The 25944-nt window shown below is 48.0% G+C and carries 33 protein-coding genes; 20 read left to right on the top strand and 13 right to left on the bottom strand.

Annotation, left to right across the window (positions count from 1 at the left end; all coding sequences use genetic code 11):
* Positions 1-4 precede the first annotated feature (4 nt).
* The 8 genes from mgtE to MAQ5080_RS03980 form a co-directional block, all read right to left on the bottom strand.
* Positions 5-1357, bottom strand: coding sequence for a magnesium transporter (gene mgtE / locus MAQ5080_RS04015; protein WP_067207274.1), 1353 nt, complete (start codon positions 1355-1357; stop codon positions 5-7).
* Positions 1358-1361: 4 nt separating this feature from the next.
* On the bottom strand, positions 1362-1631 hold the full coding sequence (locus MAQ5080_RS04010) for an HPr family phosphocarrier protein (protein ID WP_067207277.1): 270 nt from the start codon (positions 1629-1631) through the stop codon (positions 1362-1364).
* 10 nt (positions 1632-1641) lie between these two features.
* Positions 1642-2091: a PTS IIA-like nitrogen regulatory protein PtsN gene (gene ptsN / locus MAQ5080_RS04005; protein WP_067207280.1), complete on the bottom strand. Its 450-nt coding sequence runs from the start codon at positions 2089-2091 to the stop codon at positions 1642-1644.
* Positions 2092-2102: 11 nt separating this feature from the next.
* Positions 2103-3590, bottom strand: a complete 1488-nt coding sequence (locus MAQ5080_RS04000) for an RNA polymerase factor sigma-54 (RefSeq protein WP_067207283.1) — start codon at positions 3588-3590, stop codon at positions 2103-2105.
* Between the two features lie 76 nt (positions 3591-3666).
* Positions 3667-4392, bottom strand: coding sequence for an LPS export ABC transporter ATP-binding protein (lptB, locus tag MAQ5080_RS03995; protein WP_067207286.1), 726 nt, complete (start codon positions 4390-4392; stop codon positions 3667-3669).
* A 5-nt stretch (positions 4393-4397) separates the two neighbouring features.
* Positions 4398-4913 (bottom strand): lipopolysaccharide transport periplasmic protein LptA, encoded by a 516-nt coding sequence (lptA, locus tag MAQ5080_RS03990; RefSeq protein WP_082861041.1) that lies wholly within the window; start codon positions 4911-4913, stop codon positions 4398-4400.
* Complete coding sequence (gene lptC / locus MAQ5080_RS03985) at positions 4894-5475, bottom strand: LPS export ABC transporter periplasmic protein LptC (RefSeq protein ID WP_067207289.1); 582 nt, start codon at positions 5473-5475, stop codon at positions 4894-4896. The genes lptA and lptC overlap by 20 nt, the downstream gene beginning before the upstream one ends.
* A gap of 3 nt (positions 5476-5478) precedes the next feature.
* Positions 5479-6435, bottom strand: coding sequence for a calcium/sodium antiporter (locus tag MAQ5080_RS03980; RefSeq protein WP_067207292.1), 957 nt, complete (start codon positions 6433-6435; stop codon positions 5479-5481).
* Between the two features lie 165 nt (positions 6436-6600).
* On the opposite strand from MAQ5080_RS03980, the gene MAQ5080_RS03975 reads away from it, so the two are divergent.
* From MAQ5080_RS03975 to MAQ5080_RS03930, 10 genes are all read left to right on the top strand, one after another.
* A complete protein-coding gene (locus tag MAQ5080_RS03975; RefSeq protein ID WP_067207295.1) occupies positions 6601-7398 on the top strand; it encodes an ATP-binding cassette domain-containing protein in 798 nt (265 codons plus the stop codon).
* A complete protein-coding gene (gene mlaE, locus MAQ5080_RS03970; RefSeq protein WP_067207298.1) occupies positions 7398-8180 on the top strand; it encodes a lipid asymmetry maintenance ABC transporter permease subunit MlaE in 783 nt (260 codons plus the stop codon). Before MAQ5080_RS03975 ends, mlaE begins: the two co-directional genes overlap by 1 nt.
* A gap of 1 nt (position 8181) precedes the next feature.
* On the top strand, positions 8182-8643 hold the full coding sequence (gene mlaD, locus MAQ5080_RS03965; protein ID WP_067207302.1) for an outer membrane lipid asymmetry maintenance protein MlaD: 462 nt from the start codon (positions 8182-8184) through the stop codon (positions 8641-8643).
* The gene (locus MAQ5080_RS03960) at positions 8643-9266 is read left to right on the top strand and encodes an MlaC/ttg2D family ABC transporter substrate-binding protein (protein WP_067207305.1); all 624 of its coding nucleotides are present in this window, start codon (positions 8643-8645) and stop codon (positions 9264-9266) included. Before mlaD ends, MAQ5080_RS03960 begins: the two co-directional genes overlap by 1 nt.
* Position 9267: 1 nt before the next feature.
* On the top strand, positions 9268-9540 hold the full coding sequence (locus MAQ5080_RS03955) for an STAS domain-containing protein (protein ID WP_067207307.1): 273 nt from the start codon (positions 9268-9270) through the stop codon (positions 9538-9540).
* Between the two features lie 110 nt (positions 9541-9650).
* Entirely contained in the window at positions 9651-9887 is a 237-nt protein-coding gene (locus MAQ5080_RS03950; protein ID WP_067207310.1) for a BolA family protein, read from the top strand.
* A gap of 18 nt (positions 9888-9905) precedes the next feature.
* The gene (gene murA / locus MAQ5080_RS03945) at positions 9906-11168 is read left to right on the top strand and encodes a UDP-N-acetylglucosamine 1-carboxyvinyltransferase (RefSeq protein WP_067207312.1); all 1263 of its coding nucleotides are present in this window, start codon (positions 9906-9908) and stop codon (positions 11166-11168) included.
* Position 11169: 1 nt separating this feature from the next.
* Positions 11170-11808: an ATP phosphoribosyltransferase gene (hisG, locus tag MAQ5080_RS03940; RefSeq protein WP_067207315.1), complete on the top strand. Its 639-nt coding sequence runs from the start codon at positions 11170-11172 to the stop codon at positions 11806-11808.
* Positions 11809-11814: 6 nt separating this feature from the next.
* Positions 11815-13125 (top strand): histidinol dehydrogenase, encoded by a 1311-nt coding sequence (gene hisD, locus MAQ5080_RS03935; protein WP_067207318.1) that lies wholly within the window; start codon positions 11815-11817, stop codon positions 13123-13125.
* 14 nt (positions 13126-13139) lie between these two features.
* Positions 13140-13676 (top strand): SRPBCC family protein, encoded by a 537-nt coding sequence (locus tag MAQ5080_RS03930; RefSeq protein WP_067207320.1) that lies wholly within the window; start codon positions 13140-13142, stop codon positions 13674-13676.
* Here the strand turns inward: MAQ5080_RS03930 and MAQ5080_RS03925 are convergent, their stop codons facing one another.
* Positions 13677-14741 carry a S1C family serine protease gene (locus tag MAQ5080_RS03925; RefSeq protein WP_067207323.1) on the bottom strand — a complete coding sequence of 355 codons (1065 nt, stop codon included), beginning with the start codon at positions 14739-14741 and terminating at the stop codon, positions 13677-13679.
* Between MAQ5080_RS03925 and MAQ5080_RS03920 the strand changes: the two genes are divergently transcribed.
* Positions 14740-15501: a Nif3-like dinuclear metal center hexameric protein gene (locus MAQ5080_RS03920; protein ID WP_067207327.1), complete on the top strand. Its 762-nt coding sequence runs from the start codon at positions 14740-14742 to the stop codon at positions 15499-15501. The genes MAQ5080_RS03925 and MAQ5080_RS03920 overlap by 2 nt on opposite strands.
* 74 nt (positions 15502-15575) lie before the next feature.
* Here the strand turns inward: MAQ5080_RS03920 and MAQ5080_RS03915 are convergent, their stop codons facing one another.
* Positions 15576-16019 carry a Z-ring associated ZapG family protein gene (locus MAQ5080_RS03915; protein WP_067207330.1) on the bottom strand — a complete coding sequence of 148 codons (444 nt, stop codon included), beginning with the start codon at positions 16017-16019 and terminating at the stop codon, positions 15576-15578.
* Positions 16020-16149: 130 nt separating this feature from the next.
* Between MAQ5080_RS03915 and zapE the strand changes: the two genes are divergently transcribed.
* The 8 genes from zapE (at position 16150) to MAQ5080_RS03875 (ending at position 22266) form a co-directional block, all read left to right on the top strand.
* Positions 16150-17259, top strand: a complete 1110-nt coding sequence (gene zapE / locus MAQ5080_RS03910; protein ID WP_067207333.1) for a cell division protein ZapE — start codon at positions 16150-16152, stop codon at positions 17257-17259.
* A gap of 159 nt (positions 17260-17418) precedes the next feature.
* A complete protein-coding gene (gene rplM, locus MAQ5080_RS03905; protein WP_067207336.1) occupies positions 17419-17847 on the top strand; it encodes a 50S ribosomal protein L13 in 429 nt (142 codons plus the stop codon).
* A 15-nt stretch (positions 17848-17862) separates the two neighbouring features.
* Entirely contained in the window at positions 17863-18255 is a 393-nt protein-coding gene (rpsI, locus tag MAQ5080_RS03900; protein WP_067207338.1) for a 30S ribosomal protein S9, read from the top strand.
* Positions 18256-18455: 200 nt separating this feature from the next.
* Entirely contained in the window at positions 18456-19052 is a 597-nt protein-coding gene (petA, locus tag MAQ5080_RS03895; RefSeq protein WP_067207341.1) for a ubiquinol-cytochrome c reductase iron-sulfur subunit, read from the top strand.
* Positions 19052-20287, top strand: a complete 1236-nt coding sequence (locus MAQ5080_RS03890; RefSeq protein ID WP_414852731.1) for a cytochrome b — start codon at positions 19052-19054, stop codon at positions 20285-20287. Before petA ends, MAQ5080_RS03890 begins: the two co-directional genes overlap by 1 nt.
* Before the next feature lie 2 nt (positions 20288-20289).
* Positions 20290-21072 (top strand): cytochrome c1, encoded by a 783-nt coding sequence (locus MAQ5080_RS03885; protein WP_067207345.1) that lies wholly within the window; start codon positions 20290-20292, stop codon positions 21070-21072.
* Between the two features lie 112 nt (positions 21073-21184).
* Positions 21185-21817, top strand: a complete 633-nt coding sequence (locus MAQ5080_RS03880; RefSeq protein ID WP_067207348.1) for a glutathione S-transferase N-terminal domain-containing protein — start codon at positions 21185-21187, stop codon at positions 21815-21817.
* A 62-nt stretch (positions 21818-21879) separates the two neighbouring features.
* The gene (locus MAQ5080_RS03875) at positions 21880-22266 is read left to right on the top strand and encodes a ClpXP protease specificity-enhancing factor (RefSeq protein ID WP_067207352.1); all 387 of its coding nucleotides are present in this window, start codon (positions 21880-21882) and stop codon (positions 22264-22266) included.
* 7 nt (positions 22267-22273) lie between these two features.
* Here MAQ5080_RS03875 and MAQ5080_RS03870 read toward each other — a convergent pair whose 3' ends face one another.
* The 3 genes from MAQ5080_RS03870 to MAQ5080_RS03860 are packed head-to-tail and all read right to left on the bottom strand — an operon-like array spanning position 22274 to position 24947.
* Complete coding sequence (locus MAQ5080_RS03870) at positions 22274-22867, bottom strand: SIS domain-containing protein (RefSeq protein WP_067207355.1); 594 nt, start codon at positions 22865-22867, stop codon at positions 22274-22276.
* A 9-nt stretch (positions 22868-22876) separates the two neighbouring features.
* Complete coding sequence (locus tag MAQ5080_RS03865) at positions 22877-23254, bottom strand: YraN family protein (RefSeq protein ID WP_067207358.1); 378 nt, start codon at positions 23252-23254, stop codon at positions 22877-22879.
* Positions 23214-24947, bottom strand: coding sequence for a penicillin-binding protein activator (locus MAQ5080_RS03860; protein WP_197464571.1), 1734 nt, complete (start codon positions 24945-24947; stop codon positions 23214-23216). The genes MAQ5080_RS03865 and MAQ5080_RS03860 overlap by 41 nt, the downstream gene beginning before the upstream one ends.
* Before the next feature lie 131 nt (positions 24948-25078).
* On the opposite strand from MAQ5080_RS03860, the gene rsmI reads away from it, so the two are divergent.
* The gene (rsmI, locus tag MAQ5080_RS03855; RefSeq protein ID WP_067207364.1) at positions 25079-25933 is read left to right on the top strand and encodes a 16S rRNA (cytidine(1402)-2'-O)-methyltransferase; all 855 of its coding nucleotides are present in this window, start codon (positions 25079-25081) and stop codon (positions 25931-25933) included.
* The last annotated feature ends 11 nt before the right edge of the window (positions 25934-25944 follow it).

Raw genomic sequence — 25944 nt, 5'->3', positions numbered from 1 at the left:
GTTTCTATAGTAAAAAGAGTGTTGCCAACCCTAGGAAAGAGAGGAAACCTACCACATCGGTTACAGTTGTTAAAATCACACTGCCTGCTAATGCTGGGTCGATGCCTAATTTCTTCAGGGCGATCGGTAGTAGGGTGCCTGTTAGAGCGGCAAAGAGTAAATTTATGACGATGGCTCCAGCGATGACATAGGCGATTTGCATATCGCCAAACCACACCACCGTGAGCAATGCGATCACGGTCGCCCAGAGCACACCGTTTATGAGGCCGACAACGACCTCTCGATTGAGCAGCCAGCGGGCGTTCGAGGCACCGATCTGATTCAGTGCGATACCACGAATCACTAGGGTGAGTACCTGTGATCCGGCGATCCCCCCCATACTGGCTACAATGGGCATAAGGATAGCGAGTGCGACGACTTTGTCCAATGTGTTTTGGAATAAACCGATCACATAAGACGCTATAAATGCTGTGATTAAGTTGATGCCCAACCAAACCGCACGGCGCCGCGTGGTTTGCATAACGGGGGCAAAGGTATCCTCGTCATCGTCTAGACCAGCCATTTGCAGCATCGAGTGCTCGGCTTCGTCACGAATGACATCGACCACGTCATCGATGGTAATACGCCCGAGCAGCTTCTTGCTGTCAGGATCGATAACCGGTGCTGAGACCAAGTCCATCTTTTCGAAAAGTTGTGCTACTTCGGCTGCCGTTTGCTCAGCATGGATAGCATCGCAGTCTGTTTCCATGATGTCGCGAACGGTGGTGTCGGTATCGGCTACCAGCAGTTTGCGCAGTGGCAAAATCCCCAGGAAACGGTCTGAACGACTCACCACTAGCAAGCTATCGGTCATTTCCGGTAGCTCCGTGTGGCGGCGTAAAAAGCGAAACACGATATCAATGGTGATGTTAGGGCGGATAGTGATGGTGTCTGTGTTCATCAGACCACCAGCAGAATCCTCTGGGTAGCTCATCAAGGACTCCATACGCGCACGGTTCTGTGCGGTCATGGAGGCTAGGACTTCCTTTACTAGCGTTTCAGGAAGTTGCTGTAGAATGTCGGCAAGGTCATCGTTATCGAAGCTTTCAGATACGGCCAACAGGCGTTCAGTGTCCATGCTTTTCATGAATTGGACACTGATCTCTTCTGACACGTATTGTAGAACGTCACCCTGGTTGTCGTGGTCAATCAGTTCCCACAACAGCTTACGCTCTTTTGGCGGAGAGGATTCTAAAAGACGAGCAACGTCCTGTGCTGGCAGAGCACCATTAAGCAAATAACGAATTTGCATCGTTGCCCCAGACTCAAGGGAGTCGGCAACAGTTTGTAAGTGTTCTAACGTCGTCTGATCGCTCATCAGGCTATTCGCCTTCCCCAAAACGGTCATTAATTAAGGCAACGATGGCTTCCATTGCCGCGGCTTCGTCTTCGCCATTCACCTTGATGTTGATGATAGTACCTTTGGCGGCAGCCAGCATCATCATGGCCATGATGCTTTTCCCATCAACGTTACGTCCTTCTTTCTCAATGGTGATATCGGACGCAAACTGGCTAGTCGTTTCAACAAGTTTCCCTGCTGCACGCGCATGAAGGCCCAGTTTATTGATGATTTCAATGGATTTCTCCAGCATAGGCTTGTCCTTAAATCAAAGAGTCGAACACAGCGTATAACTCGCTGTTGCTTTGTGCTTGTCGTAAAACATCCAGCTTGTCTTCAGATTGTGCAAGCTCAGCAATTTGCGCTAGGGTCGCCAAATGCTCATCACACTGGTGTGGCGGTACCAGCAAGGCAAAAATCAAATCCACTGGGCGACGGTCGATTGAGTCAAAATCAATCGGTGTGTCCAGCGACATGAGCACGATCTTCGCGCAGTTTGCCTGCTCTAAGCGACAGTGAGGGATGGCGATTCCATTGCCAATGCCCGTACTGCCCAGTTTTTCACGTCCCAATAGGGCATCGTATACATCGTCTGCGTTGCAATGCAGACGATCGCCAACAGACTCAGCTAATTGTTCTAACAGTCGTTTTTTGCTGGAGATTTGCTGTTTGGCAAATACCAGTTCAGGTTTGACTAAATTTTTAACTGACATTTCGATAGCCTTTAGATAAGTCGTTTCCGCTCGTTAGAGGGCGGGATGTTCATTGCTTCACGGTATTTAGCGACTGTTCGTCGCGCAACCTGGATTCCTTGTTCGGCCAGAATGGTGGCCAATTTGTTATCGCTGAGCGGCTTCTGAGGTGGCTCATCGGCCACCAGCTTCTTAATCATCGCGCGAATAGCTGTAGAGGAGCATTCGCCGCCTGATGCGGTATTCACATGGCTTGAGAAGAAGTACTTCAGTTCATAGATGCCACGAGGAGTATGCATGTATTTTTGTGTGGTGACACGTGAAATTGTCGACTCATGCATGCCCACTTCTTCTGCGACATCGTGCAGCACCATGGGTTTCATCGCTTCTTCACCGATTTCAAAGAAATCAACCTGCTTGGCGACAATACAGCTGGCCACTTTCAATAGGGTTTCATTGCGGCTTTGTAGGCTCTTTAAGAACCATTTGGCTTCTTGCAGTGAGTTCTTGATGTAAGAAATGTCTTCACTGGAAGCGCTGCTATTCACCATAGCTGAATAGGTTTCATTGATTTTGATCGGCGGGAGGGCGTCGTTGTTGAGCTCTACCTGCCATACACCGTTGTGTTTTTTGACGCTGACATCGGGGATGACATAATCCGTTTCGCTGGTGTCGATAACGGAGCCTGGACGTGGATTAAGCTGTTGAATCAGAGTGATGACGTCTTTCAGGGCGTCTTCTTTTAGTTTGGTTTTGCGGCTTAGTTGAGCGTAGTCACGGTTGCCTAACAGACCAAGGTGCTGATCAACAATATTGTAGGTGGCACGAAATAGGGGGTGTTCTTTGTACGCTTCTAATTGTACTAGCAAGCACTCACGCAGATCCTGCGAGCAAACGCCGACCGGATCAAAGCGCTGTAAACGATGCTGTACTGCAGCCACTTCATCCAATTCGAGCTCTTCTAGCTCTTCGGCTAACGCGCTGAAAATTTCTTCTAAACTAAGCGACAAATAGCCATCAGTTTGTACGCTGTCGATGATGGCGTAGGCGATCTCGATGTCGCGATCAGACATGTGCGTCAAGTTTAGTTGCCAGATCAAATGATCTTGCATGTCCTCTGACAGGGCATTGCGGCTATCAAAGTCTTGATCACCATCAAACGACGGTGTGTCAGCTGCGGCGGCAGAGTTTTGGTAGGTATCATCCCAATGGCTGTCGATTGAAAGTTCATTGGGAATGTTATCAGTCCATTCAGATTCGACTTGTGGTTGCTCTGCGGCGGCATCGCTCGCTTCACTACTAGACGACTCGTTAGCGTTATTGGCTTCGCTGGTACGGTTTTCGCTCTCCGCTACGTAGTTCTCTTCCTCGTCAAACTCTAACAGAGGGTTTGACTCAAGAAATTCATGGATTTCTTGCTGTAGGTCGAGCGTGGACAATTGCAGCAATTTGATGGCCTGCTGCAATTGCGGAGTCATGGTTAACTGTTGACCGATTTTAAGTTGCAAAGACTGCTTCATAACGCAACTCTTATATTTTCGTTTATTTGGAATGACTTATGCATAGTACTCCCTTTTTATGCGAAAAATAAGGGGCTTAAAGTCTGAAGTTGTCGCCTAGGTAGATTTTTTTAACCTGCTCATTGTTGATAACGGACTCAGCATCTCCTGAGGCGATAATATGACCATTACCGACAATGTAGGCTTTATCACAAATGTCCAAGGTTTCACGTACGTTGTGGTCGGTTATCAAAACACCGATACCACTTTTTTGCAGGTGTTTGATGATGCCCTTGATGTCGCCAACGGAAATAGGGTCGACCCCAGCGAAGGGCTCGTCAAGTAGCACAAACTTAGGGTTCATGGCTAACGCACGGGCAATTTCAACACGTCGTCTTTCGCCACCGGACAATGCCATGCCAAGGTTTTTGCGGATATGGGTGACGTGGAATTCCTCAAGTAGGCTTTCCATTTTCTCAAGGCGCTGCTCTTTGCTCAGGTCTTGGCGTGTTTCTAATATCGCAAGGATATTATCTTCCACCGACATCTTGCGGAAGATGGATGCTTCTTGCGGTAGATAACCAATGCCCTTTTGCGCACGGCTGTGCATGGCATCTTTGGTCACGTCTTCGCCGTCAATAAAGATGCCACCAAAATCGTTGGCGATCATGCCGACGATCATATAGAAACAGGTGGTTTTACCGGCACCGTTAGGGCCGAGTAGGCCAACGGCTTCTCCAGAGCTAACGGCGAGGGAGACGTCTTTTACGACTTGTCGTTTTTTGTAGCTTTTGGCTAGATTTTTTGCTTCAAGAATGGCCATGAAAATTAATCTATTTGGTCAGTAAGGCTAGGTTGAAGGGTCATGTTGACACGACCGCTGCCACGGTTCTCGGCTTTAAATGTGCCTTCTTCAAGAAGGTAGTGGATGTAGTCTGCAGAGATTTCATCCTCACCGCGCTGGAGATAGCCGTTGTTATGTATTTCCAACTGTCCGGTGGTGACATCATAGTCTAAGGAGTCACCGTTGGCGTGCATGGTGTTGCCGGCTTGATCCATTTGCTGAGAGAACTTAGAAGGGCTGCCTTGTGCGTTCAGAGCTTTAAATTCACCCGTTTCTGGGTTGGTTTGGATCGTCAGCTGCTGTGCTTCAATGACGATAGAGCCTTGTTTTACCATGACATTGCCGCTGTAGCTCGCGGTGCCTTGTTTTTGGTCAAAGAAAGCTTTATCGGCTTCGATACTGATCGGTTGTTGATGGTCATTTGGTAAGGCAAATGACGGGCCACAGATGAGTGCGATGGCTAAAGCAGCGAATGTAAGTTTAGGGTTTTGAAACGTCATAATGTCCTGTCACGCCTCCATCTAGGGTTGCGGTATTGTCGACTAAATTAAATTGGATGCTGTCTGACTCAGTAATGCCTTGTTGGGTTGTCAGTTTACTTTGCTGTTGCCCGCGTATGGTTTGATCTTCGTCGCTATAGGTGATGGTTGACGCTTCAACGCGAGCTGTCTCTTGTTGATCCAAATAGCGAATCACGCGCGCCTCTTCACTGAGCGTGAAACTGTCAGAAACATCGTCAATCAGGCCGTTCTTAGCGCTGGCGATGGAGCTAATGTTGCCAGCGCTGCGGGTAATGACTGGGTTGGTCAGTCGAGTATGCTGCGCATTGTAGTGGTTGGCGGCGTCTGCATGGATGGTTTCCTGCAGTTGGCCAGCTTCGTTAAAGGATTTTAGTTGCACCCCTTCTAAGAAAAAGTCAGGGGCCTCAGATAACTTCTGCTCTTCTAAAATATACAGAGTAGGGCGACTGCCCAGCAGAAATACAACGGCTGCCACTAAGGCAACCGCCACGCCCCCTGCTAGGCCTTTATGCTGAGCAATCTTTTTGATGCTGTCGAGCATGACTTATCCATTCATAGCAAGTAAATATAAGTAGCCGGCATAGCCACCTAGTAATGGTAACGCAAACCAGCGAGGAATGCTGAAACTGCGATGCTTTGAGTAAATGATAACAGCTAATGCAAACAGAAGGGTAAAGCCAAGCATCCACCAGTAGTCACGACTTAGTACGGTGTCTTCTACTAATCCAGGGGCTAATAATGCTGGCAATGGTAGGACAGTGGCTAGGTTGAAAATGTTAGAGCCCAGTACGTTACCGATGGCAATGTCATGGTGCCCCTTACGAACACTGGTAATAGATGCCGCCAGTTCCGGTAAGCTGGTGCCAATCGCAACAATGGTAAGACCGATGACTAGGTCGGACACGCCCAATGCGGAGGCAATGCCAATGGCGCCCCATACCAACAGCTTTGAACTGCCGATTAAGACCGCTAACCCCAGCGCAGCGATGATCAATGAGCGTGTCACACTGCCACCATCGTCTTCTGGTAGCTCTTCGGTCAGTTCGTCTTCTAAATTGCCAGAGTTCTTAAGTAGCAGCGTCAGAATGACCACAAAGGCTACCAGCAGAATAACACCGTCCATCACCGATAGGTTTTGGTCTAGCATCAGTACACCAGCCAATACTGTGATCGCCAGTACCAAAGGGATTTCTTTTTTAACTAAGCCGCCGTTAATTGGTACGGCAGCCAGCAATAAGGTGGCACCAAATACCATGCCAATGTTAGCAATGTTCGAACCGATAACATTACCGATAGCAATGCCAGGGGCATTATCAAGTGCCGCAATCGCTGACACCACCATTTCAGGAGCGGATGTGCCCAAGGCAACTAGCGTGATGCCAATAACAATGGGACTAACATTAAGTTTTTCGGCCACTAAAGCGGCGTGTTCGATAAACTTATCGGAACTTAATACGAGTAAAATTAAGCCAGCGATTAACGCTGCGGAGAACAAGAGCATCTGCTATCTACCTGGTGAAATTGAGAGAGTTGTGTAAAACGCCCCATTTAATGTGGTTTATTCAAGGAATTCAAGACTTGCATGCAGGCAAAGCCAAAGAGTTGGCGTATCTTTTACTTTTACGCGGTGCTAGTATCCGTTCGTTTTTTTAGCAGGAAGTCGTCTATGGAAGTCTATGTTGACGTTAAGAATTTGTCCTTTTACCGTGGTAATCGCGCGATTTACGACAATGTCACCTTGCAAATTCCTAAGGGTAAAATAACTGCTGTGATGGGGCCAAGTGGTGTCGGTAAAACCACCTTGTTGCGCCTTATCGGTGGCCAAGTTGAACCAGACTCAGGTACGTTGACTGTTGATGGTGTCGACATCGCCGCCGCCTCTCGAAAAGAGCTGTTTGAAGCTCGCCGCAAAATGGGCATGCTGTTTCAAAGTGGTGCCTTGTTCAGTGATATGAGTGTGTTTGAAAACGTGGCTTTGCCACTGCAAGAATACACCGCTTTTGACAAAGAAATGATTCGCGACATCGTGCTTATGAAGTTGCAGAGTGTGGGGTTGCGGGGGGCAGCAGAGTTGATGCCATCCGAATTGTCAGGCGGTATGGCGCGTCGTGCTGCCCTCGCTCGAGCCATTGCCTTAGATCCCGACTTAGTTATGTTTGATGAGCCCTTTGCAGGACAAGATCCTATTTCAAAAGGTGTGCTGGTGGAACTGATTCAGCGCTTGAATCGCGCCGCGAACATAACCAGTGTCTTGGTGTCTCATGATGTGGAAGAGTCGTTAAGTATCGCTGATCATGTGTGTTTGTTGTCGGGCGGGACAGTGATCCTTTCTGGTACCCCTGATGAAGTGCGCAGTTCAACCGATGAACGTGTTGTGCAGTTTCTACAAGGGCATGCAGACGGCCCTGTGGCGTTTCATTATCCAGCACAGGAATATCGCGAACAATTGTTGGAGCGTAAATAATGGCAGTGTTTAAATACCTGTTTGCCAGCATCTATGGCTTTGTCGATTCTATTGGGCAATCTGGCATTTTTCTATTTCAATCCCTGTTTCGTTTGCCAGTACGCTATAAAGAGGCGTTACGCCTGTATATTCGCCAAGTGTACTCGGTCGGAGTCTTGTCACTGATTATTATTGTCGTGTCAGGGGCGTTTATCGGTATGGTGTTGGCGCTACAAGGCTACACCATTCTAACGCGCTACGGTTCTGAAGCCGCTGTCGGACAGCTGTTAGCGCTTACTTTGCTACGTGAGCTTGGACCGGTCGTGACCGGTTTGCTGTTTGCTGGTCGAGCTGGCTCTGCGCTGACCGCCGAAATCGGTTTGATGAAAGCCACTGAACAGCTGTCGAGTTATGAAATGATGGGCATCGACCCATTGCGTCGTGTGATTGCGCCACGTCTTTTGGCGGGTATTACCTGTATGCCTATTTTGGCGTTGATTTTCTCAGCGGTCGGTGTCTGGGCAGGCATGATGGTGTCTGTGCATTGGCTGGGGGTTTATGAAGGCTCATTTTGGAGCAGTATGCAGCAATCCGTGTACTTCGACACGGATGTGATGAATGGCATTATCAAATCGTTTGTGTTTGCTGTCGCGGTGGTATGGATTGCGGTGTATCAAGGCTATGTGTGTCAGCCAACGTCTGAAGGCATTGGTCGAGCGACAACTCGTACCGTGGTGCTGGGCTCGTTGGCCATTTTAGGGTTGGATTTTCTGCTGACTGCAGCAATGTTTGGAGATTTTTAAAATGAAGGATAAAAAAGCTGGCATATTGGTTGGCCTGTTTATGCTTTTAGGTGTATTGGCCTTTGTCTATTTAGCGCTTCAAGTAAGTGGCTTGGCATTTAGTAATCAGGCCGAGGGCTATGAAGTAGAGGCTTACTTTGATGACATTGGTGGTTTGACTGACCGTTCTAAGGTGACCGTCGCTGGCGTGACCGTGGGTCATGTTCAAGCCATTGAATACGACACTGAGTACTACATGGCGAAAGTGACTATGTCGATTTACCCAGACGTGAATAACATCCCAACAGATAGCTCGGTGGCCATTTTAACCAGTGGTTTGATTGGTGAGAAATACCTAGGTATCTCGATCGGTGCCGAAGAAGAGGTGTTGCAAGACGGTGATCAAATTTATGATACACAGTCGGCACTGGTGCTGGAGAATCTGATCGGACAGTTTTTGATGAATGCAGGAGGGGGTGAGTAATGCGCCAGTTAATGTTAGGTCTAGTGACCACTCTGATGATGTTTGCAGGTTCCGTATTCGCGGCGGTTGACCCCGAGGGTGCGCGCGACCAAGTGCTGCGCGTGGTAGGCGATTTTAAAACCAAGATAGTCGATCAGCGTGACGTGCTAAGTAATGACTCTGATAAGTTACGTGATGCCATGCGTGAGATTATTGCGCCAGTAGTGGACTTTGATGACCTTGCTAAAAAGGTGATGGGTAAGTACTACCGTCAAGCCACGCCAGAACAAGTGTCCGCTTTTGTGGGGGTGACTGAGGGTACGCTGCTAAGAACTTATAGCGCTGCGGTGATTGATTTTGATCCAAGTCGTTTAACCGTATTGCCACTGGCGCGTCAAAAGCCAGGCCGTGAAGTGCGTGTGGACGCTAAGTTTCAGCTAAGCGATGGTAGCCCAGTGGATATTGCCTTTTATATGGAGCCTGCTAGCAGCGATCAATGGATGCTGAGCAATGTGGTCATTAACAATATTAATTTTGGCCTGACCTTCCGTAAGCAGTTTGGTGTCATGATGCAGCAAAACGGCAATGACATTGACCAAGCGATTGCTGCATGGCAGAAGTCTCTAGCGTCGACGGAGGAATGATATGGAATTGCACGCCTCAGAACAGGGGTGGCGTCTAACCGGTCATTATGATGCGGACAGCTTATTAAAGATTAAGCAAAGGTTGGAGGGGGCGAGCGATCACGCAAATGGCTCCCTCGACCTGTCGCAATTGCAGGCGATTAATGCGCCCGTTATCGCACTATTGATTGAAATTCGACGCCGTAGCGATACCTTAACGTTAAAAGGGTGTCGAGAAGAGTTCCGAGAAATGTTAAAACTGTACGGTGTCGAGTGCATTTTTCAGTTTGCATAGGAATCGTAAACAGGAGGAAACTCCTGTTTTTGCGTTATAAAGCTGACAAAAAGCTTGTTGGGTAAGGTACAATACCCGCCATAGAACATTGAATAAATATTGGAGTTTTTGTGAACGCCTCCGAAGTGAAAGCTTTATTAGAATCAAAAATTGAAGGCAGCCAAGTGACCGCTCAAGGTGAAGGCTGTAATTTCCAAGTGATCGTAGTGGCAGAGGCTTTTGAAGGTCTAAATACCTTGAAAAGACAACAGCTTGTTAACTCTCATTTGCAAGAAGCTATTTCATCGGGCGCCATCCATGCGATTACGATGAAAACTTACACGCCAGCACAGTTTGAAAGTCTTTAAATTCTAAGTGAGATGTAAATGGATAAATTGCTGATTACTGGCGGTAATACTCTAAATGGAGTTGTACGTGCGTCAGGAGCAAAAAATGCTGCGTTGCCGATTCTTGCTGCGACACTGCTGACGAAAGATCTAATCACCATTAAAAACCTTCCACACCTACATGACATCACGACTATGTTAGAGCTGCTTGGCTCTATGGGTTGTGGCGTGGTAGTGGACGAGCGCATGAATGTTGAGCTTGATGTGTCTTCACTGGACAATTGTGAAGCGCCTTACGAACTAGTGAAAACCATGCGTGCTTCGATTCTTGTGCTAGGCCCTTTGGTAGCGCACTTTGGTCGTGCTGTGGTGTCTCTGCCAGGTGGCTGTGCCATCGGTAGCCGCCCTGTAGACTTGCACTTGCGTGGCCTTGAAGCCATGGGCGCAGACATCGTTGTCGATAACGGTAACATCATTGCCAAAGTAGATGGTCGTCTAAAAGGCGCGCGTATTTTCTTTGATAAAGTGACCGTGACCGGTACGGAGAACTTGTTGATGGCCGCTGCATTGGCCGATGGTACGACCGTATTGGAAAACGCTGCTCGCGAGCCTGAGGTGGTTGACCTGGCAGAATGTCTGATTGCTATGGGGGCGAAGATCACCGGTCAAGGTACTGATACCATTACTATTGAAGGTGTAGAGCGTCTTGGCGGCACAACTTACTCGGTAATGCCTGACCGTATTGAAACGGGTACCTTCTTGGTGGCCGGTGCCATCACTGGCGGTAAAGTGCGCGTCATTGATACCGATGTAGACAGTCTTGAAGCGGTGCTGGCGAAGCTTGAAGAAGCGGGCGCTAAGGTCACTTGTGGTGACGACTGGATCGAACTAGATATGGAAGGTCGTCGCGCTAAAGCAGTTAATATTTCGACGGCACCATACCCAGCTTTCCCAACCGACATGCAGGCGCAATTTGTTGCCCTAAATGCCGTGGCAGAAGGAGTGGGTAGTGTGATTGAAAACATCTTTGAAAACCGTTTTATGCACGTCAACGAAATGGTGCGCATGGGCGCAGACATTGAAGTGAATGGTAATACTGCCATTGTGCGTGGCAAAGATAAGTTAAAAGGTGCGCCAGTGATGGCGACTGATTTGCGTGCATCGGCATCGCTGGTTCTGTCTGCTCTTGTGGCAGAGGGTGAGACCAAAATTGACCGAATCTACCACATCGACCGTGGTTACGAGTGTATCGAGGAGAAGCTTGGTGCATTGGGTGCGAAGATATCAAGGGTTCTAAATTAAAATGAGCGAAACCTTAACGATTGCGCTGTCGAAAGGGCGTATTTTAGGCGAAACGCTGCCTCTTTTAGAGAAAGCGAACATTTATCCTTTAGAAGACATCAGTAAAAGCCGTAAGCTGATTTTTGATACGAACCATGAGCATATTAAGCTAGTGATTCTGCGTGCGACAGATGTACCCACTTATGTAGAGCACGGCGTAGCAGACTTTGGTGTGGCGGGTAAAGATGTCCTAATGGAAGCCAATACCAAGAACCTGTACGAATTGCTGGATCTTAAGATTTCTAAATGTCGTCTGATGACGGCCGGTGTGCAAGGTCAAGAACTGCCGAATCGCCGTCTTAAAGTGGCGTCTAAGTTTACTAAAACTGCGAAGGCGTACTTTGCCGAGCAAGGCATTCAGGCGGATGTTATCAAACTGTATGGTGCCATGGAGCTGGCTCCGATTATGGGCTTAGCTGACCTTATTGTAGACATTGTTGATACTGGCAATACGCTACGAGCAAACGGTCTTGAAGCGCGTGATCTGATTGCGGACATTAGTACGCGACTAGTGGTCAATAAAGCGGCTTACAAAACTAAGTATGAGCACATTCAGCCAATCCTAGATATGTTGAATGGTGCAGTATCTGCTGAGGCTTAGAAGATTATGAAATTAGATATCAGACAGTTTTCATCAAAAGATGATGGCTTTCGTCAGGACTTAGATCAGCTGCTTTCTTGGGAAAGTGTGTCTGATGCTAACGTTCAAAAGAGTGTAGAAAACATCGTCAATCGCGTTCGTCAAGAAGGTGATGCGGCGTTGGTTGAGCTGACAAACTGTTTTGATCGCCGTTCTGTGCAATCCGCAGCAGAGTTGGTAATTGAGGCAGATGAGCTGGCCAAAGCAGCTGAACGTGTCGACAGCACTATTGTCGATGCACTGAAGCAAGCGGCAGAGCGTGTTAAGTCTTACCATGAGCGTCAGATCCAACCATCTTGGCAATATGAAGAAGACAACGGTACCGTGCTGGGTCAGCAGATCACACCATTGGATCGCGTCGGCGTATACGTGCCGGGCGGTAAAGCGGCTTACCCTTCTTCTGTTTTGATGAACGTCATGCCAGCAAAGGTAGCCGGTGTTGGCGAAATCGTGATGGTAGTGCCTACACCTGACAACGTGGTCAACGATATCGTATTGGCGGCTGCACATGTGGCGGGCGTGGATCGCGTGATCACAGTGGGTGGCGCACAGGCGGTAGCGGCTTTGGCTTACGGTACTGAAACCGTGCCTAAAGTTGATAAGATCGTCGGCCCTGGCAACATTTACGTCGCGACAGCGAAGCGTATGGTGTTTGGTGCCTGTGGCATTGATATGATTGCCGGCCCTTCTGAGATTCTTGTGGTGAGCGATGGCTTGTCTAATCCAGATTGGATCGCCATGGACTTGTTCTCACAAGCCGAGCACGATGAAGATGCGCAGTCTATTTTGATCAGTACCGATGCAGACTTTATTGCCAAAGTGAAAGAGTCGATGGAGCGTCAGATCGAAGACATGTCTCGTCAAGAGATCATTAAAACGTCTTTGGAAGGTCGTGGTGCATTGATCCATGTGGATTCGATGGAAGAAGCCATCGAAGTGGCAAATATTGTTGCTGCAGAGCACTTGGAGCTTTCAATCGAAAATCCAGAAGAGTGGGTGGGTAAAATCCGTCACGCGGGTGCGATCTTTATGGGTCGTTACACACCTGAGGCGCTGGGCGATTACTGTGCTGGTCCAAACCACGTATTGCCAACGTCTGGTACGGCGCGTTTCTCTTCGCCATTGGGCGTGTATGATTTCCAGAAGCGTAGCTCGATTATTTACTGCTCACACCAAGGGGCAAGCGAGCTGGCTAAGATTGCTTCGCCATTGGCGCGCGGTGAATCATTGGAAGCGCACGCAGTCTCTGCGGAATTCCGCATGATTGATAATGCTTAAATAGGAGGTTATCAGTGCAGCCAACACAAGCACTGGTATCTCTGCGTTATGTAACCCGCATTGCGGCCGTCATTATTTTAATGGCGGTTGCTGTGGGTTTTTTTCTGCCTTCAGATTATCGTATCGAGCGTCGTGCGCTGGCGCCAAGTGCTCAGTACGACTTGGTTCAAGAGCGACTGTATAACCCTGAAGCGTGGAAGGATTGGGTGTACATTGAGTCAGGAAGCCTAGTGCTACAGGAAGGTGGGGAAACCCTTCAGCCTGGCAACCGTTACCTGATTCAATACGATGGTGAAGTGACGAAACAAGGATCCATTGTGATTAATTCTGTTTCAATGAACGAGATCACTTTCACGGTCCAGCCTAATCAAAAAACGCAGCCGATACCGAATACATTACAGATAGAAGTTGCAGCCAATGGCCAGACGAATCTGCAGTGGGTCATTGAAGGGGAGTTAGATGCTGGCTTTTTAAGTCCTTATCTAGCGTTCCTAGCCAACCGAATTGCTGGCGGTAACATCGAAAGCAGCTTATCCAACTTAGTGCGATAGTTATTGCTCAACTGCCTGCATCGCAGGCAGTTTCTCCACCAAAGCTTGAATGATGTAGCTTTGTGTGCCACGAATACCCATAATACTGATACGCTCCCCAGGCTTTAAGCTGGATACCAGCTGTTGCGCGTCTTGTGCGCTTAGATTAGTGCGTTTTTCAATCGATGTTAAAATATCTCCGGCGCGGATGCCTGCCTTGGCGGCTGGGCCTTGCGGTACGACGCTGGTGACGATCAGTCCGTTTTCTACGGGTAAGTTGAGCGCCGTCGCAACCTGAGGGTTGTTTTCTTGTACTTGTAGTCCCAAATAACCACGAATGACGCTGCCGTGTTTGATAATAGATTTCATGATGCTGATGGCATCATTGATCGGTGTGGCAAAGCCAATGCCTTGTGAGCCGCCTGAGCTAGAATAAATGGCGGAGCTAATGCCAATTAGGCGGCCCGTTAAGTCTACCAGTGCACCACCTGAGTTGCCTGGGTTGATGGCGGCGTCGGTCTGAAGGAAGTTTTCGTAGGTGTTCAGGCCAATGCTATCGCGACCTTTCGCGCTGATGATGCCTGCCGTGACCGTCTGGCCAATGCCAAATGGGTTGCCGATGGCGAGGATTTGGTCGCCCACCATAAGGTGATCACTGTTACCAAGAAGAATGGGGGATAGGTTGTCTAAATCAATTTTCAGTACCGCCAAGTCTGTTGCGGGATCGCTGCCAATCATTCTGGCACGAGTTTGTCGCTTGTCGTTAAGTGAGACAATCACCGTACTGGCACCCTGAATGACGTGGTGGTTTGTCAGGACATAGCCATCTTCCGATATAATGACCCCTGAGCCAAGGTTAGTGATCGTCTGGCTGCTATTGTGATTAAAGGGAGAAGTTTGGTTGGTGAAGGTGTAGATGTTTACCACTGAATTAGCGGTTTTTGCGGCGGCACTGGCAAAGCTTTGTCCGCTTTCGCGCTGATAGTGCTGCCAAAATAAGAGGGCGGTTCCGAGCCATAATCCCAGTAGTATCCAGACAAGACTATTACGACTTTTTAAACTATTTAGTGTGTATGGAGTAATCATGAATAAAACAGAACTCGAGAGAAAATTGACGGCGTTGTACCAGCCGCGCTTATTTAAAGATTATGCGCCTAATGGTTTACAAGTGGAAGGCAAACAAGAGATTAACAAAGTCGTTACGGGTGTAACGGCCTCCATGGCGCTGATTGAGGCTGCAATCGAAAAACAAGCGGATGCCATCATTGTTCACCATGGCTATTTTTGGAAAGGTGAGGTCCCTGAAATTGTGGGGATGAAATATCGCCGTCTATCGTCGTTGATTAAAAATGACATCAATTTGTTTGGTTATCATCTGCCAATGGATGCCCATTTGCTGGCGGGTAATAATGCCAACTTGGCTCGTGCTTTAGGGGTTGAGTCGTTACGACCGTTGGAGTCTGAAAAGCCATTAGAAGAAAGTATTGGTGTGGTCGGTAAACTACAAGAGCCACTGGCACCAGCGGCGTTTAAGGCGATCATTGAGCAGGTTGTAGGCCGAGTAGTGCTATTTGAGGCGGTATCGGGTGCGCCCATTAGTGAAGTGGCGTTGTGTACCGGTGGTGCTCAAGGCTACATTGGTAAAGCGTTGGCAGCGAATGCTGATGTCTTTATTACCGGCGAAGTGTCAGAGCAGACTATTCATACGGCCCGTGAAGAAGGGATTCATTTCTGTGCGGCAGGCCATCATGCGACCGAGTGTTTTGGTCCGCGCGCGCTGGCTGAACACATTCGTGATAATTGGGGAATTGACTGCGAATTTATTGATATCCCGAACCCTGCGTAATAACAAGGTTGCGTACAGGCAATAAAAAAGCCTGCTCAATGAGCAGGCTTTTTTAGTTTGTTTGACGGACTGTTTTAGTAAGCTGCGCGGCTTGGCTCTTCCGCTGCTTTGCGGTGTAGGCCATAGTTTTCGCTTAGCGTGCCTTCATCATTACCAGATTTGGCGGCGTAGTCGCGTGGTGGGGCGGTAGTTTCCTCTGAGTCTGTGCCGTTTGCACTGTTAACTTCAGGTTTTTCTAGCTCAACAGTGGCTAGCGTGGCAGCACCATCAAGTACGGCTTTGCGTGCGTCAGCCAGTTTCTTTTCTGCTGCGGCTAGGTGAGCATACAGTTGTAGGAAATGGTCGTCAGCTAGCACTTGGCGGCGCTCCATTTCGTGTTGCATTGCCTCAATGGCGGCACCTGATGAGTGTTTGTCATTAGAGCTTTTCTTACTCATTGCGCGGAAAATAAGTGCGCCAACGAACCCAGCGATGATGCCAGTAACAAAAACGATGATATCGAATACTTCTAGTTCCATGGTTTACTCCCCAAAACATCTTTTCAAATTATAACGGAAATACACCATGGGAAATATAGGGAATAGTGAGGTTTCTGTATCTATTTGGTAATATGTCGCAATCTTACATGCAATGGTGTATCCGCAAACAATGACCCCGTTATCGAAATATCAGGAAGACCTAAAACGTCCAGACTTTAACTACGATCCCGCTCAAGAAGAAGCTGTTCAGGCTTTGCAGGATTTGTATGAGCGCATTGTCGCAAATAGCTCAAAACCGACAAAAGCACAAAAATCACTGTTTGGTTTTCTGAAGAAAAAGAAACCAGACATTAATGTTGAACAAGGGCTGTATTTCTGGGGCGGTGTAGGTCGAGGTAAAACTTACCTGATGGATACCTTCTTTGAATGTTTGCCTGTTGAGCGCAAGTTGCGACTGCACTTTCACCGTTTTATGCAAATGGTGCATCAAGAACTGCGCAAGTTAAGCGACACCAAAAACCCGTTAGAAATCGTTGGTAAGCAAATCTCTGAAAAAGCACAGGTGCTGTGTTTTGATGAGTTTTTTGTCACGGACATTACCGATGCGATGATCCTAGCGGGACTGTTAGAGCAGTTGTTCTTAAATGGTACGGTATTGGTCGCCACCTCCAACATTGAACCAGATGGCTTGTATAAAAACGGTTTGCAGCGTGCGCGCTTCTTGCCTGCCATTGATTTGGTGAATCAACACACCAAAGTTATGAACGTAGATGGTGGCATCGACTACCGCTTACGTACCTTGAAGCAAGCGAAATTATACCATTTCCCACTTACGCCTGAAGCATCTGATGCCTTAAACGAGCGTTTTTGCAGCCTAGCGGTTAACCAAGACAGCATCGAAGAAGGTGGTGAAGTAGAAATCGAAGGTCGCTCTATTCCTCTGCTACGCAGTTGTGAAGACGTGGCTTGGTTTACGGTTAAGGCGCTCTGTGATGGTCCACGAAGCCAAGTGGACTATATTGAGATCGCTAAATTGTACTCCACCATTATTATTTCGGATTTACCGCAGTTTGATTCGCCTCGCGATGATATGGCGCGCCGCTTCATTAACTTGATTGATGAATTCTATGATCGCCATGTCAAAGTGATTATTTCGGCGGAAGTGGCGATTCCTGAAATCTATATCGGTACGCGTTTGGCGTTCGAATACGATCGTACCGTGAGTCGATTGCTGGAAATGCAATCAGAAGAATACTTAGCCCTAGAGCATCGTCCGTAATTAACTGCTGAAAGGGCTTTAGTTTTTAAAGTGCTTTGGTTATAATTCGCGAGCTCTTAATTTGAGTATGAGTACGTTATGCCGTCATAACCTGACCGCGTAACCAATAATAATAGGTATTGACATGCGCACAGCATGTAAATGATAAAGGGTTTTTTAATGAAAACTTTTACTGCAAAACCTGCTGAAGTACGCCGCGACTGGTTCGTGGTTGATGCTGAAGGCAAAACTCTTGGTCGTTTGGCTACAGAAATTGCTCGCCGTCTACGCGGTAAGCATAAAGCAGAATACACTCCTCACGTTGACACTGGTGATTACATTGTTGTTATCAACGCTGAGAAAGTACGTGTAACTGGTAAAAAAGCTTCTGACAAGAACTACTACCGTCACACTGGTTACCCAGGTGGCCTACGTTCTATGAGCTTTGAGAAGTTGATTGATCACGCTCCAGAGCGCGTTCTTGAGATCGCTGTTAAAGGCATGCTTCCAAAAGGCCCTCTAGGCCGTGCTATGCACAAGAAAATGAAAGTATATGCTGGCGCTGAGCATCCGCACACAGCACAACAGCCACAAGAACTAAACATCTAATACGGGAAGATCATTATGTCAGCTACTCAATACTACGGAACTGGTCGTCGTAAAACGTCTACCGCTCGTGTATTCCTAAAGGCAGGTTCTGGTAACCTAGTTGTTAACAACCGTTCTTTAGAGCAATACTTCGGTCGCGAAACTTCTTGCATGGTTGTTCGTCAGCCACTAGAACTAGTTGAAGCAACTGAAAAATTTGACGTTTACGTTACAGTAAGCGGTGGTGGTATCTCTGGTCAAGCAGGTGCTATCCGTCACGGTATCACTCGTGCGCTAATGCAATACGACGAGACACTACGTCGCACTCTACGTTCTGCTGGTTACGTTACTCGTGACTCTCGTCAGGTTGAACGTAAGAAAGTTGGTCTACGTAAAGCACGTCGTCGTCCACAGTTCTCTAAGCGTTAATTTTTACTACGCTTCGAATTCTTCAAAACGCCTGCATTCGCAGGCGTTTTTTTATGTCTCAAATCAGTGTTTTGTGATTGTGCAAAAATGTTGCCTTGTCACCAAATTCCCTTTCCCATAACATCAGTTAAAGTATTCAAATCCTTATTTTTTTTATGGATTTGGGCTTGTTGACAGTAAATTGGTGGGAGAGAACCATAATGAGTCAAAGCGGCGTAAATAAGGGCCGTCGTCGATTTCTATTAGGTGCAACTAGCGCGATTGGCGCAGTGGGTGCCGTAGGGATCGCAACGCCTTTTGTTGCCTCATGGAATCCAAGTGCCAAAGCGAAAGCGGCTGGCGCACCGGTGAAGGCCGATATTAGTAAACTAGAAGTGGGTCAGCAAATGATTGTTGAGTGGCGTGGTCAGCCTGTCTGGGTTGTTCGTCGTTCGACACAAAGTGTTGCTGATTTGTCCAAATTGAATGATCAACTGGCAGACCCAACGTCTACGGTTGAACAGCAGCCAGACTATGCGCAAAACGAGCACCGCTCAATCAATCCTGAGATTGCCGTTTTACTTGGAATTTGTACGCATCTTGGCTGTTCTCCTACCTACCGCCCAGAAATCGCGCCTGAAGATTTGGGGGAGAAATGGCTAGGTGGTTTCAATTGTCCTTGTCACGGTTCACGTTTTGACTTGGCTGGCCGCGTCTACAAGGGTGTACCAGCCCCGACGAACCTAGTGGTGCCACCGCATCGTTTTATTGATGATTCGGTTATCGAAGTCGGTGTTGACGCTGGAGGTAACGCATAATGGCTGCAATGAAAGATTTGATGGCTTGGGTAGATGCGCGTCTACCGGTTACACAAGCTTTCGAAAAACACATGAGTAAATACTACGCACCAAAGAATCTAAACGTTCTTTACTTGTTTGGTGTGTTGTCTTTATTGGTATTGGTTAACCAATTGCTGACGGGCGTATGGTTGACGATGAGCTACAACCCATCGGCTGAAGGTGCGTTTGCATCGGTAGAGTACATCATGCGTGATGTAGAATACGGTTGGCTGATTCGTTACATGCACTCCACCGGCGCGTCGGCGTTCTTCGTGGTCGTGTACTTGCACATGTTCCGTGGTCTGCTATACGGCTCATACCAAAAGCCACGTGAATTGGTGTGGTTGTTTGGTATGGCGATTTACCTAGCACTGATGGCTGAAGCCTTCATGGGTTACCTACTGCCATGGGGTCAAATGTCATACTGGGGTGCACAGGTAATCATCTCACTTTTCAGTGCGATTCCAATGATTGGTCCAGACCTAGCGCAATGGGTGCGTGGTGACTACTTGATCTCTGGTATCACCCTAAACCGCTTCTTCTCTTTGCACGTGATTGCGCTGCCATTGGTGTTGGTTGCCTTGGTTGTGTTGCACTTGTTGGCACTTCACCATGTGGGTTCGAACAACCCGAAAGGTGTTGATATCAAGAAGCACAAAGATGAAAACGGTATTCCATTAGACGGCATCCCTTTCCACCCTTACTACACAGTGCATGACATTGTTGGTGTGGCAGTGTTCCTATTCGTCTTCTGTGGTGTGGTGTTCTTCTTCCCTGAAATGGGTGGTTACTTCCTAGAGAAGCCAAACTTTGAGGCGGCTAACCCGCTGAAAACACCGGAGCATATTGCGCCAGTTTGGTATTTCACACCATTCTACGCCATCCTTCGTGCGGTGACGTACCCGCTGTTTGGTTTGGATGCTAAGTTCTGGGGTGTGGTTGCCATGGGCGGTGCCATTGCCATCCTATTTGTTCTGCCTTGGTTAGATCGTAGCCCAGTGAAAGCTATGCGCTACAAAGGTTGGATGAGTAAAGTGGCGTTGGTTCTTTTCTGCATTAGTTTCGTGGTATTGGGTGTGTTGGGTGTATTGCCATCAACAGAAGGCCGTACAACCGTCGCTCAGCTTGCATCAGTGGTGTACTTCGCATACTTCATTTTGATGCCGTTCTATACCAAGTGGGAAAGTACTAAACCAGTTCCGGAGAGGGTGTAATAATGAAAAAGATTTTCGCAACAGTGGCGCTGGTGTTCGCGTCGGCGATGACTTTCGCGGCTGGTGGTGCAGGGGTGCACTTAGAGCATATGGCACCGGATCTACACGACAAAGCGTCTTTGCAGCGTGGTTTGCAGTTGTACACTAACTACTGTGCTGGCTGTCATGAAATGGGCTATGCGCGCTATGAGCGTGCTGCCAATGATCTGGGTATTCCAGCGGACTTGTTTGAAGAAAACTTGCTACCTTCTGGTAAAAAGATCGGTGACTTGATGTCCAATGCCATGGACGCAGGTGATGGCAAGAACTGGTTTGGTGCGACACCACCGGATCTAACGCTGGAGGCGCGTCTACGTGGTCACGATTGGGTATACACTTACCTAAAGTCTTTTTACGAAGATGAGACACGTCCTTGGGGTGTTAACAATACAGTGTTCCCAAGTGTTGGTATGCCAAACGTGCTTGAACATCTACAGGGTGTGCGTCACATGACTTGTGCACAAGCGCCTGCATTGGATGAGCATGGCAAGCCAAAATTTGATACACTTACCGGCGATGTTTTAACGGAAGAGCAATGTAATGTTGTAGTGCAGAAGACAGAAGGCCAATTGTCTGAAGAAGAATTTGACCAAGTCGCTTACGATATTACAAATTTCTTGGTGTATGTAGCAGAACCAAGCCGTTTACAGGCTGAATCATTGGGCATAAAAGTGTTATTATTTATTGTTCTGTTCGGTATCTTCGCATACCTGTTGAACAAAGAATACTGGCGTGAACTTCACTAATGATCTGCTGAGTTTTGCCGAAATGTCCCTCCAGTGGAGGGACATTTACAAATTAGTTTGTTAAGTTAACCCCTTCATGGGGTTTTCGTTGTTTATTGAATAGGGGTTATACATGGGTGTTATTGCAAAGCGCTCTTCAATGACGTTCTTCTCTGATGGAGAAGATCATTACAGTCATCGCGTACGTATCGTTTTGGCTGAGAAAGCGGTAACCGTAGATATTATTGATGTTGATCCTTTCAACAAGCCAGAGGAATTGGCGGATATCAACCCTTACAACGAGTTGCCGGCTCTTGTGGACCGCGAACTTGTTTTGTACGAACCAAACGTGATGATGGAATATTTGGATGAGCGTTTCCCGCATCCACCATTGCTACCTGTGTACCCTGTTGCACGCGCTGACAGCCGTCTTTACATGTACCGTATCCAGCGTGACTGGGCGGTGCTAGTGGATACGATTCTGACTAGCAAAGATCGCGATGCAGTTGAGACAGCACAGAAAGAATTGCGTGAGAGCCTAATCAGCGTTTCACCAATCTTTGAAGAAAAGCCATACTTCATGAGTGAAGAGTTCACCATCGTAGATTGCTGCCTAGCACCAATCTTGTGGCGTCTGCCGGTACTGGGTGTGGGAATTGAGAAATCTCAAGCGCCTGGTCTGTACAAATACATGGACCTTGTATTTGAGCGTGAGTCTTTCAAAGAAAGCCTTTCTGAAGCAGAGCAAGAAATGCGCCTTGACTAAGGTGCGCTAACGTATATGAAAAGGGGCGCTTAGCCCCTTTTATTTTTTCTGGAGTGCAGTGAATGATTCCAAAACGTTCTTATTTGCTGAATGCCACTTACGAGTGGATTGCAGATAACAGTCTAACGCCATATTTATTGGTAGATGCTGACTTTCCGGGTGCCGTAGTGCCTCGTGAATTCGTCAATGAAGGCCAGATCGTGCTGAACATCAGCATGAGTGCTGTGCGTCATCTGCACATCGATAAAGAAGCGGTGTCGTTTGAGGCGCGCTTTAGTGGCAAGCCGATGCAGGTGTATGTGCCGATGGCAGCAGCGATTGCGCTGTATGCGAAAGAGAACAGTGATGGCTTGGTGTTTCCACCAGAGGAGTTTGATGAGACTCCGGAGCCAGAACCAACGCCACCGGAGCCACCAAAGAAAGGCTTTACCCTAAAAGTCGTTAAATAAACGAAATTTAGTCGTCATACCCAAACAACTGTCGTTCCAGTAGGTCTACCAAGGCATGCACGACAGTTGTTTGCACTTCTTGCACCCGCGCCGTACCGGTCAAATTAATCTTAATCTCTGTATCATCTCGAGAGGTCAGCGAGGATACGTTTTTCGCGTCTGGTGTGGTCAGCGCGACGATGTTCATCTTGCGCTCATGAGCTGCCTGAATGGCCTGAATGATCGGTGAAGTGTTGCCCTTGTTGGCAACCACAAACAGCACATCCCCAGGGTTGCCAATGGCCGTGATTTGTTTTGAAAACACGTCGTGGTAACTGTCATTGTGGGTGATCGCCAGTAGGGCGTTACCGTTGCTGGTGAGGGATACCGCAGGTAACCCTGGGCGCTCTCGGTCCATACGATCCAGCAGTAAGGTGCTAAAGTACTGGGAAATATAGGCGCCAGTACCATTGCCTACGGCCACCACTTTGCCACCATTAGCGATGCTGTTAAACAGTACCTTTGCCGCGTGTTCAATAAAGGGTGGGAGGGTTTCCAGTGCGTACTGTTGTGATTCAAAGCTCTGGGCAAACTGAGTGTAAATGGCTTCTTGATAATCCATAGGTGACTACTATATCTGCACTGCTTGCAGCCAGTGTAAGTTATCGACGCTCAATTGGCCGTCTATGGCGATCACATCGATCTGATACTGACTGTTTTGCAAATTGTTTTTGGTTAACCAATACTCTGCTGTTTTAAGGCAGCGGAGATACTTGTGTTTCGTGACACTCTCAGAGGCTGTGCCTCGAGAAGTGTTGGCTCGATAACGCACTTCGACAAAGACAATGGTGTTGCCGTGGCGCATAATCAAATCCACTTCGCCCACACGCGAATGAAAATTGCGGGCGATACATTGATAGCCTTGCTCAACTAAATAGCGCTCCGCCAGTTGCTCTGCGGCGGCACCGTCATTCAGCTTCTTTCTGGGCGAAATAACTTTCCTTAGCATCAATAAGCTCTCCTTGCTTATAGGTCACAATGTTTGGCCGACGATTGAATATACCATCATCGTCCAGTGTGATGATTCCTGTTTGGGCGGATACCTTCGCGGATTTGACATTGGTAAAGAGTGCTAAACGTTTGGCCAACAAATAGCTGTCATTGCCAAGTGCGCTAAGACGCTGCAGCACAAACGGTGCGTTGCCACCTTGGCTGGTCTCGGACAACACCGCTGGCAGCTCAGTAAAGATAATGCGTTCGATGTCTTCGCTTTTGGTATTTGAGCTAGGCGTCTTATCGTGGATCGTCTGCGATGCCAGCATTGGGATGTCTTCGGCAAAGTAAAAGTTCAGCAGTGGGCGAATTTGTTTAGCGTCGCCTAGTTTGCCTACGTAATAGACGTAATCCAGATCTTGGCGTGCGCGCGGAGTGGACTCTACATCCTGTCGCGTCCACTGGCGCACACTGCGAATACGCGCTTCACTTTCGTCCACTTGCAGTAACTGTTTGACCGCCTGAGCACGACCAATCGGGGTGTTCTCGTAAGACAAGGAAGTGAGCACTGGCAGGTTAGTTTGTTTCGCAACCTCTTTGAATTGATCGCTTTGGCGCAGTGCCCAAGTGGATTCCATCGATAGAATGGCTGCGTTTTCAGCCCCTTCTTTCTTAGCAAACGCCATCAGCTCGCGGATATCATCACTCACGTTGAGTGAGAAATGGTACAAGTTTGGAATAATACGATTGCTTTCCAACTGGTTCAGAGCGATGGTCGGGATGTCTTGCACTAGGTCGCCAAGCTGCGCCACATTTTGCTTACGCAGTGGGCCAATAATGGTTTCAGCGCCTGAGTTTAGGGCGGCGAAATAGGCCTGCGAAAACTGGTCATATTGGTCGGTATCGATAATATGCAGATTGGGCTGCGCTGAGCTATTGGCGTAATACTGTTGCAAAATGCCGTCCAAGATGGACTCGGAAGCGACTTTCAGCTCACTGCTCATCGGCAGCAGCACGGCCACAGAGTTTGGCATACGCTGTTCCAGCGTGGCCATAATCTGGAAATCCAGCGGAGGATAAATCGCCGCTGGGTGACTGCCATGGATTTGCTGCCACTCTTGGAAAGCTTGCACTTGCTGCTCAACGGTGAGGGCTTGCTGACGTAAAATTTTAGACACGTCTAGCCAACCATCCAATAACGGTAATTGGTTACCTTCAAGGTAGCTCATTTCGTTATCGGTTAAGTTCTGAATGGCCTGCCATAGATGGCTACGGTTTTGCTCTTGTTGCTCCGCCGGCAGCATCAGACTTAACTGCATGTAATCTTTAACAGCATTGGGCCAATTATCCAAAGAGGCCATCACTTTAGCGCGTTGTTGCAACATTTTGATGTTGTTGCCAGGGCGCTGGGCGGACGCTAATTGTGTTGCTTGGCTAAGCATCTGCAGTGCCAGCATCGGCATTTCTTGTCCCAAGGCGATATCACTCATCAGCAAGTAGCCATCAAATTGGCTTGGGCTGCGTACTGGTAAGACATAAGTTTCCAGTAAAGTACGCGCCTTAAGGAACTGTTCATCCATCACCAATGCTTGTGCTGCTGCCCAGTAATATGGCGCTGCTTGCTCTGGCGTAGATTGTGCCTGAGCTTGTGCTAGGGCGTAGTTGTAATCAGATAAATCTGCACCTTGTTCCATTTGAGCATTCGACATGCCCGGACCAGGCATGGAAGTTTCAATAGCACCACAACCAATTAGCGACAATGTAACCAAGGAAAGTGGTATGATACGGGATCTAAACAAACTCATATGCACGCAATACTTAAGCCTATAAAAGAGGAATCATGGTAACACAGTCTGATAATGATGTGAGAGGAACCTTCTACATTGTAGCGACCCCAATTGGCAATCTGGATGATTTTACGGATCGTGCAAAACGAGTTTTACAAGAAGTTGACTTTATCGCCGCAGAAGACACCCGTCATAGCAAACGTTTAATGAATCATTTTGGTATCGACACCAAGCTGTTTGCTCTACATGACCACAATGAGCGCGACAAAGCTTCCTACATTGCTTCCTTGTTAAATGACGGCAAAAACGTTGCCTTGATCTCCGACGCGGGCACACCTTTGATCTCTGATCCGGGTTATCATGTGGTCAATTTCTTGCGCCAAGAAGGCCATAAAGTCGTGCCTGTACCGGGTCCATCTGCGCTCATTACCGCACTCTGTGCCTCGGGTTTACCGACCGACCGTTTTAGCTTTGTCGGCTTTTTGCCAGCAAAGAGTAAATCTCGTCGTGATGAAATGTCGAGCTGGGTACCAAGCCTTGGCACAGTCGTTTTCTACGAATCCACCCACCGTATTTTGGACTGTTTGGCGGACCTAGAAGCAGTGTGGGGTGAGTCGGTTCAGGTGGCGTTGGCCCGTGAAATTACGAAAACATTTGAAACCTTCTTGAATGGTTCGGTAGCTGAAATTCAGCGCATTTTAACCGAAGATAGCAACCAGACTCGTGGTGAATTCGTGATGATGGTGTCTTTGCCTGCAGCGGAAGAAGACAATAGCGAAGCGCTTAAAATTCTAAAAATCTTACTGAAAGAACTGCCAGTAAAACAAGCTGCCGCGCTAGCAGCTGAGATTACTGGGGAGAAGAAAAACGCCTTGTACAAACAAGCGTTGGCGATGAACGAAGAGTAACGGCTTCAAAC

Origin of the sequence: Marinomonas aquimarina (assembly GCF_900089755.1) — a bacterium.
Taxonomy (GTDB): Bacteria; Pseudomonadota; Gammaproteobacteria; order Pseudomonadales; family Marinomonadaceae; genus Marinomonas; species Marinomonas aquimarina.
The sequence above is the reverse complement of the archived record's forward strand: the minus strand, read 5'-3'. Positions and strand labels throughout refer to the sequence as shown.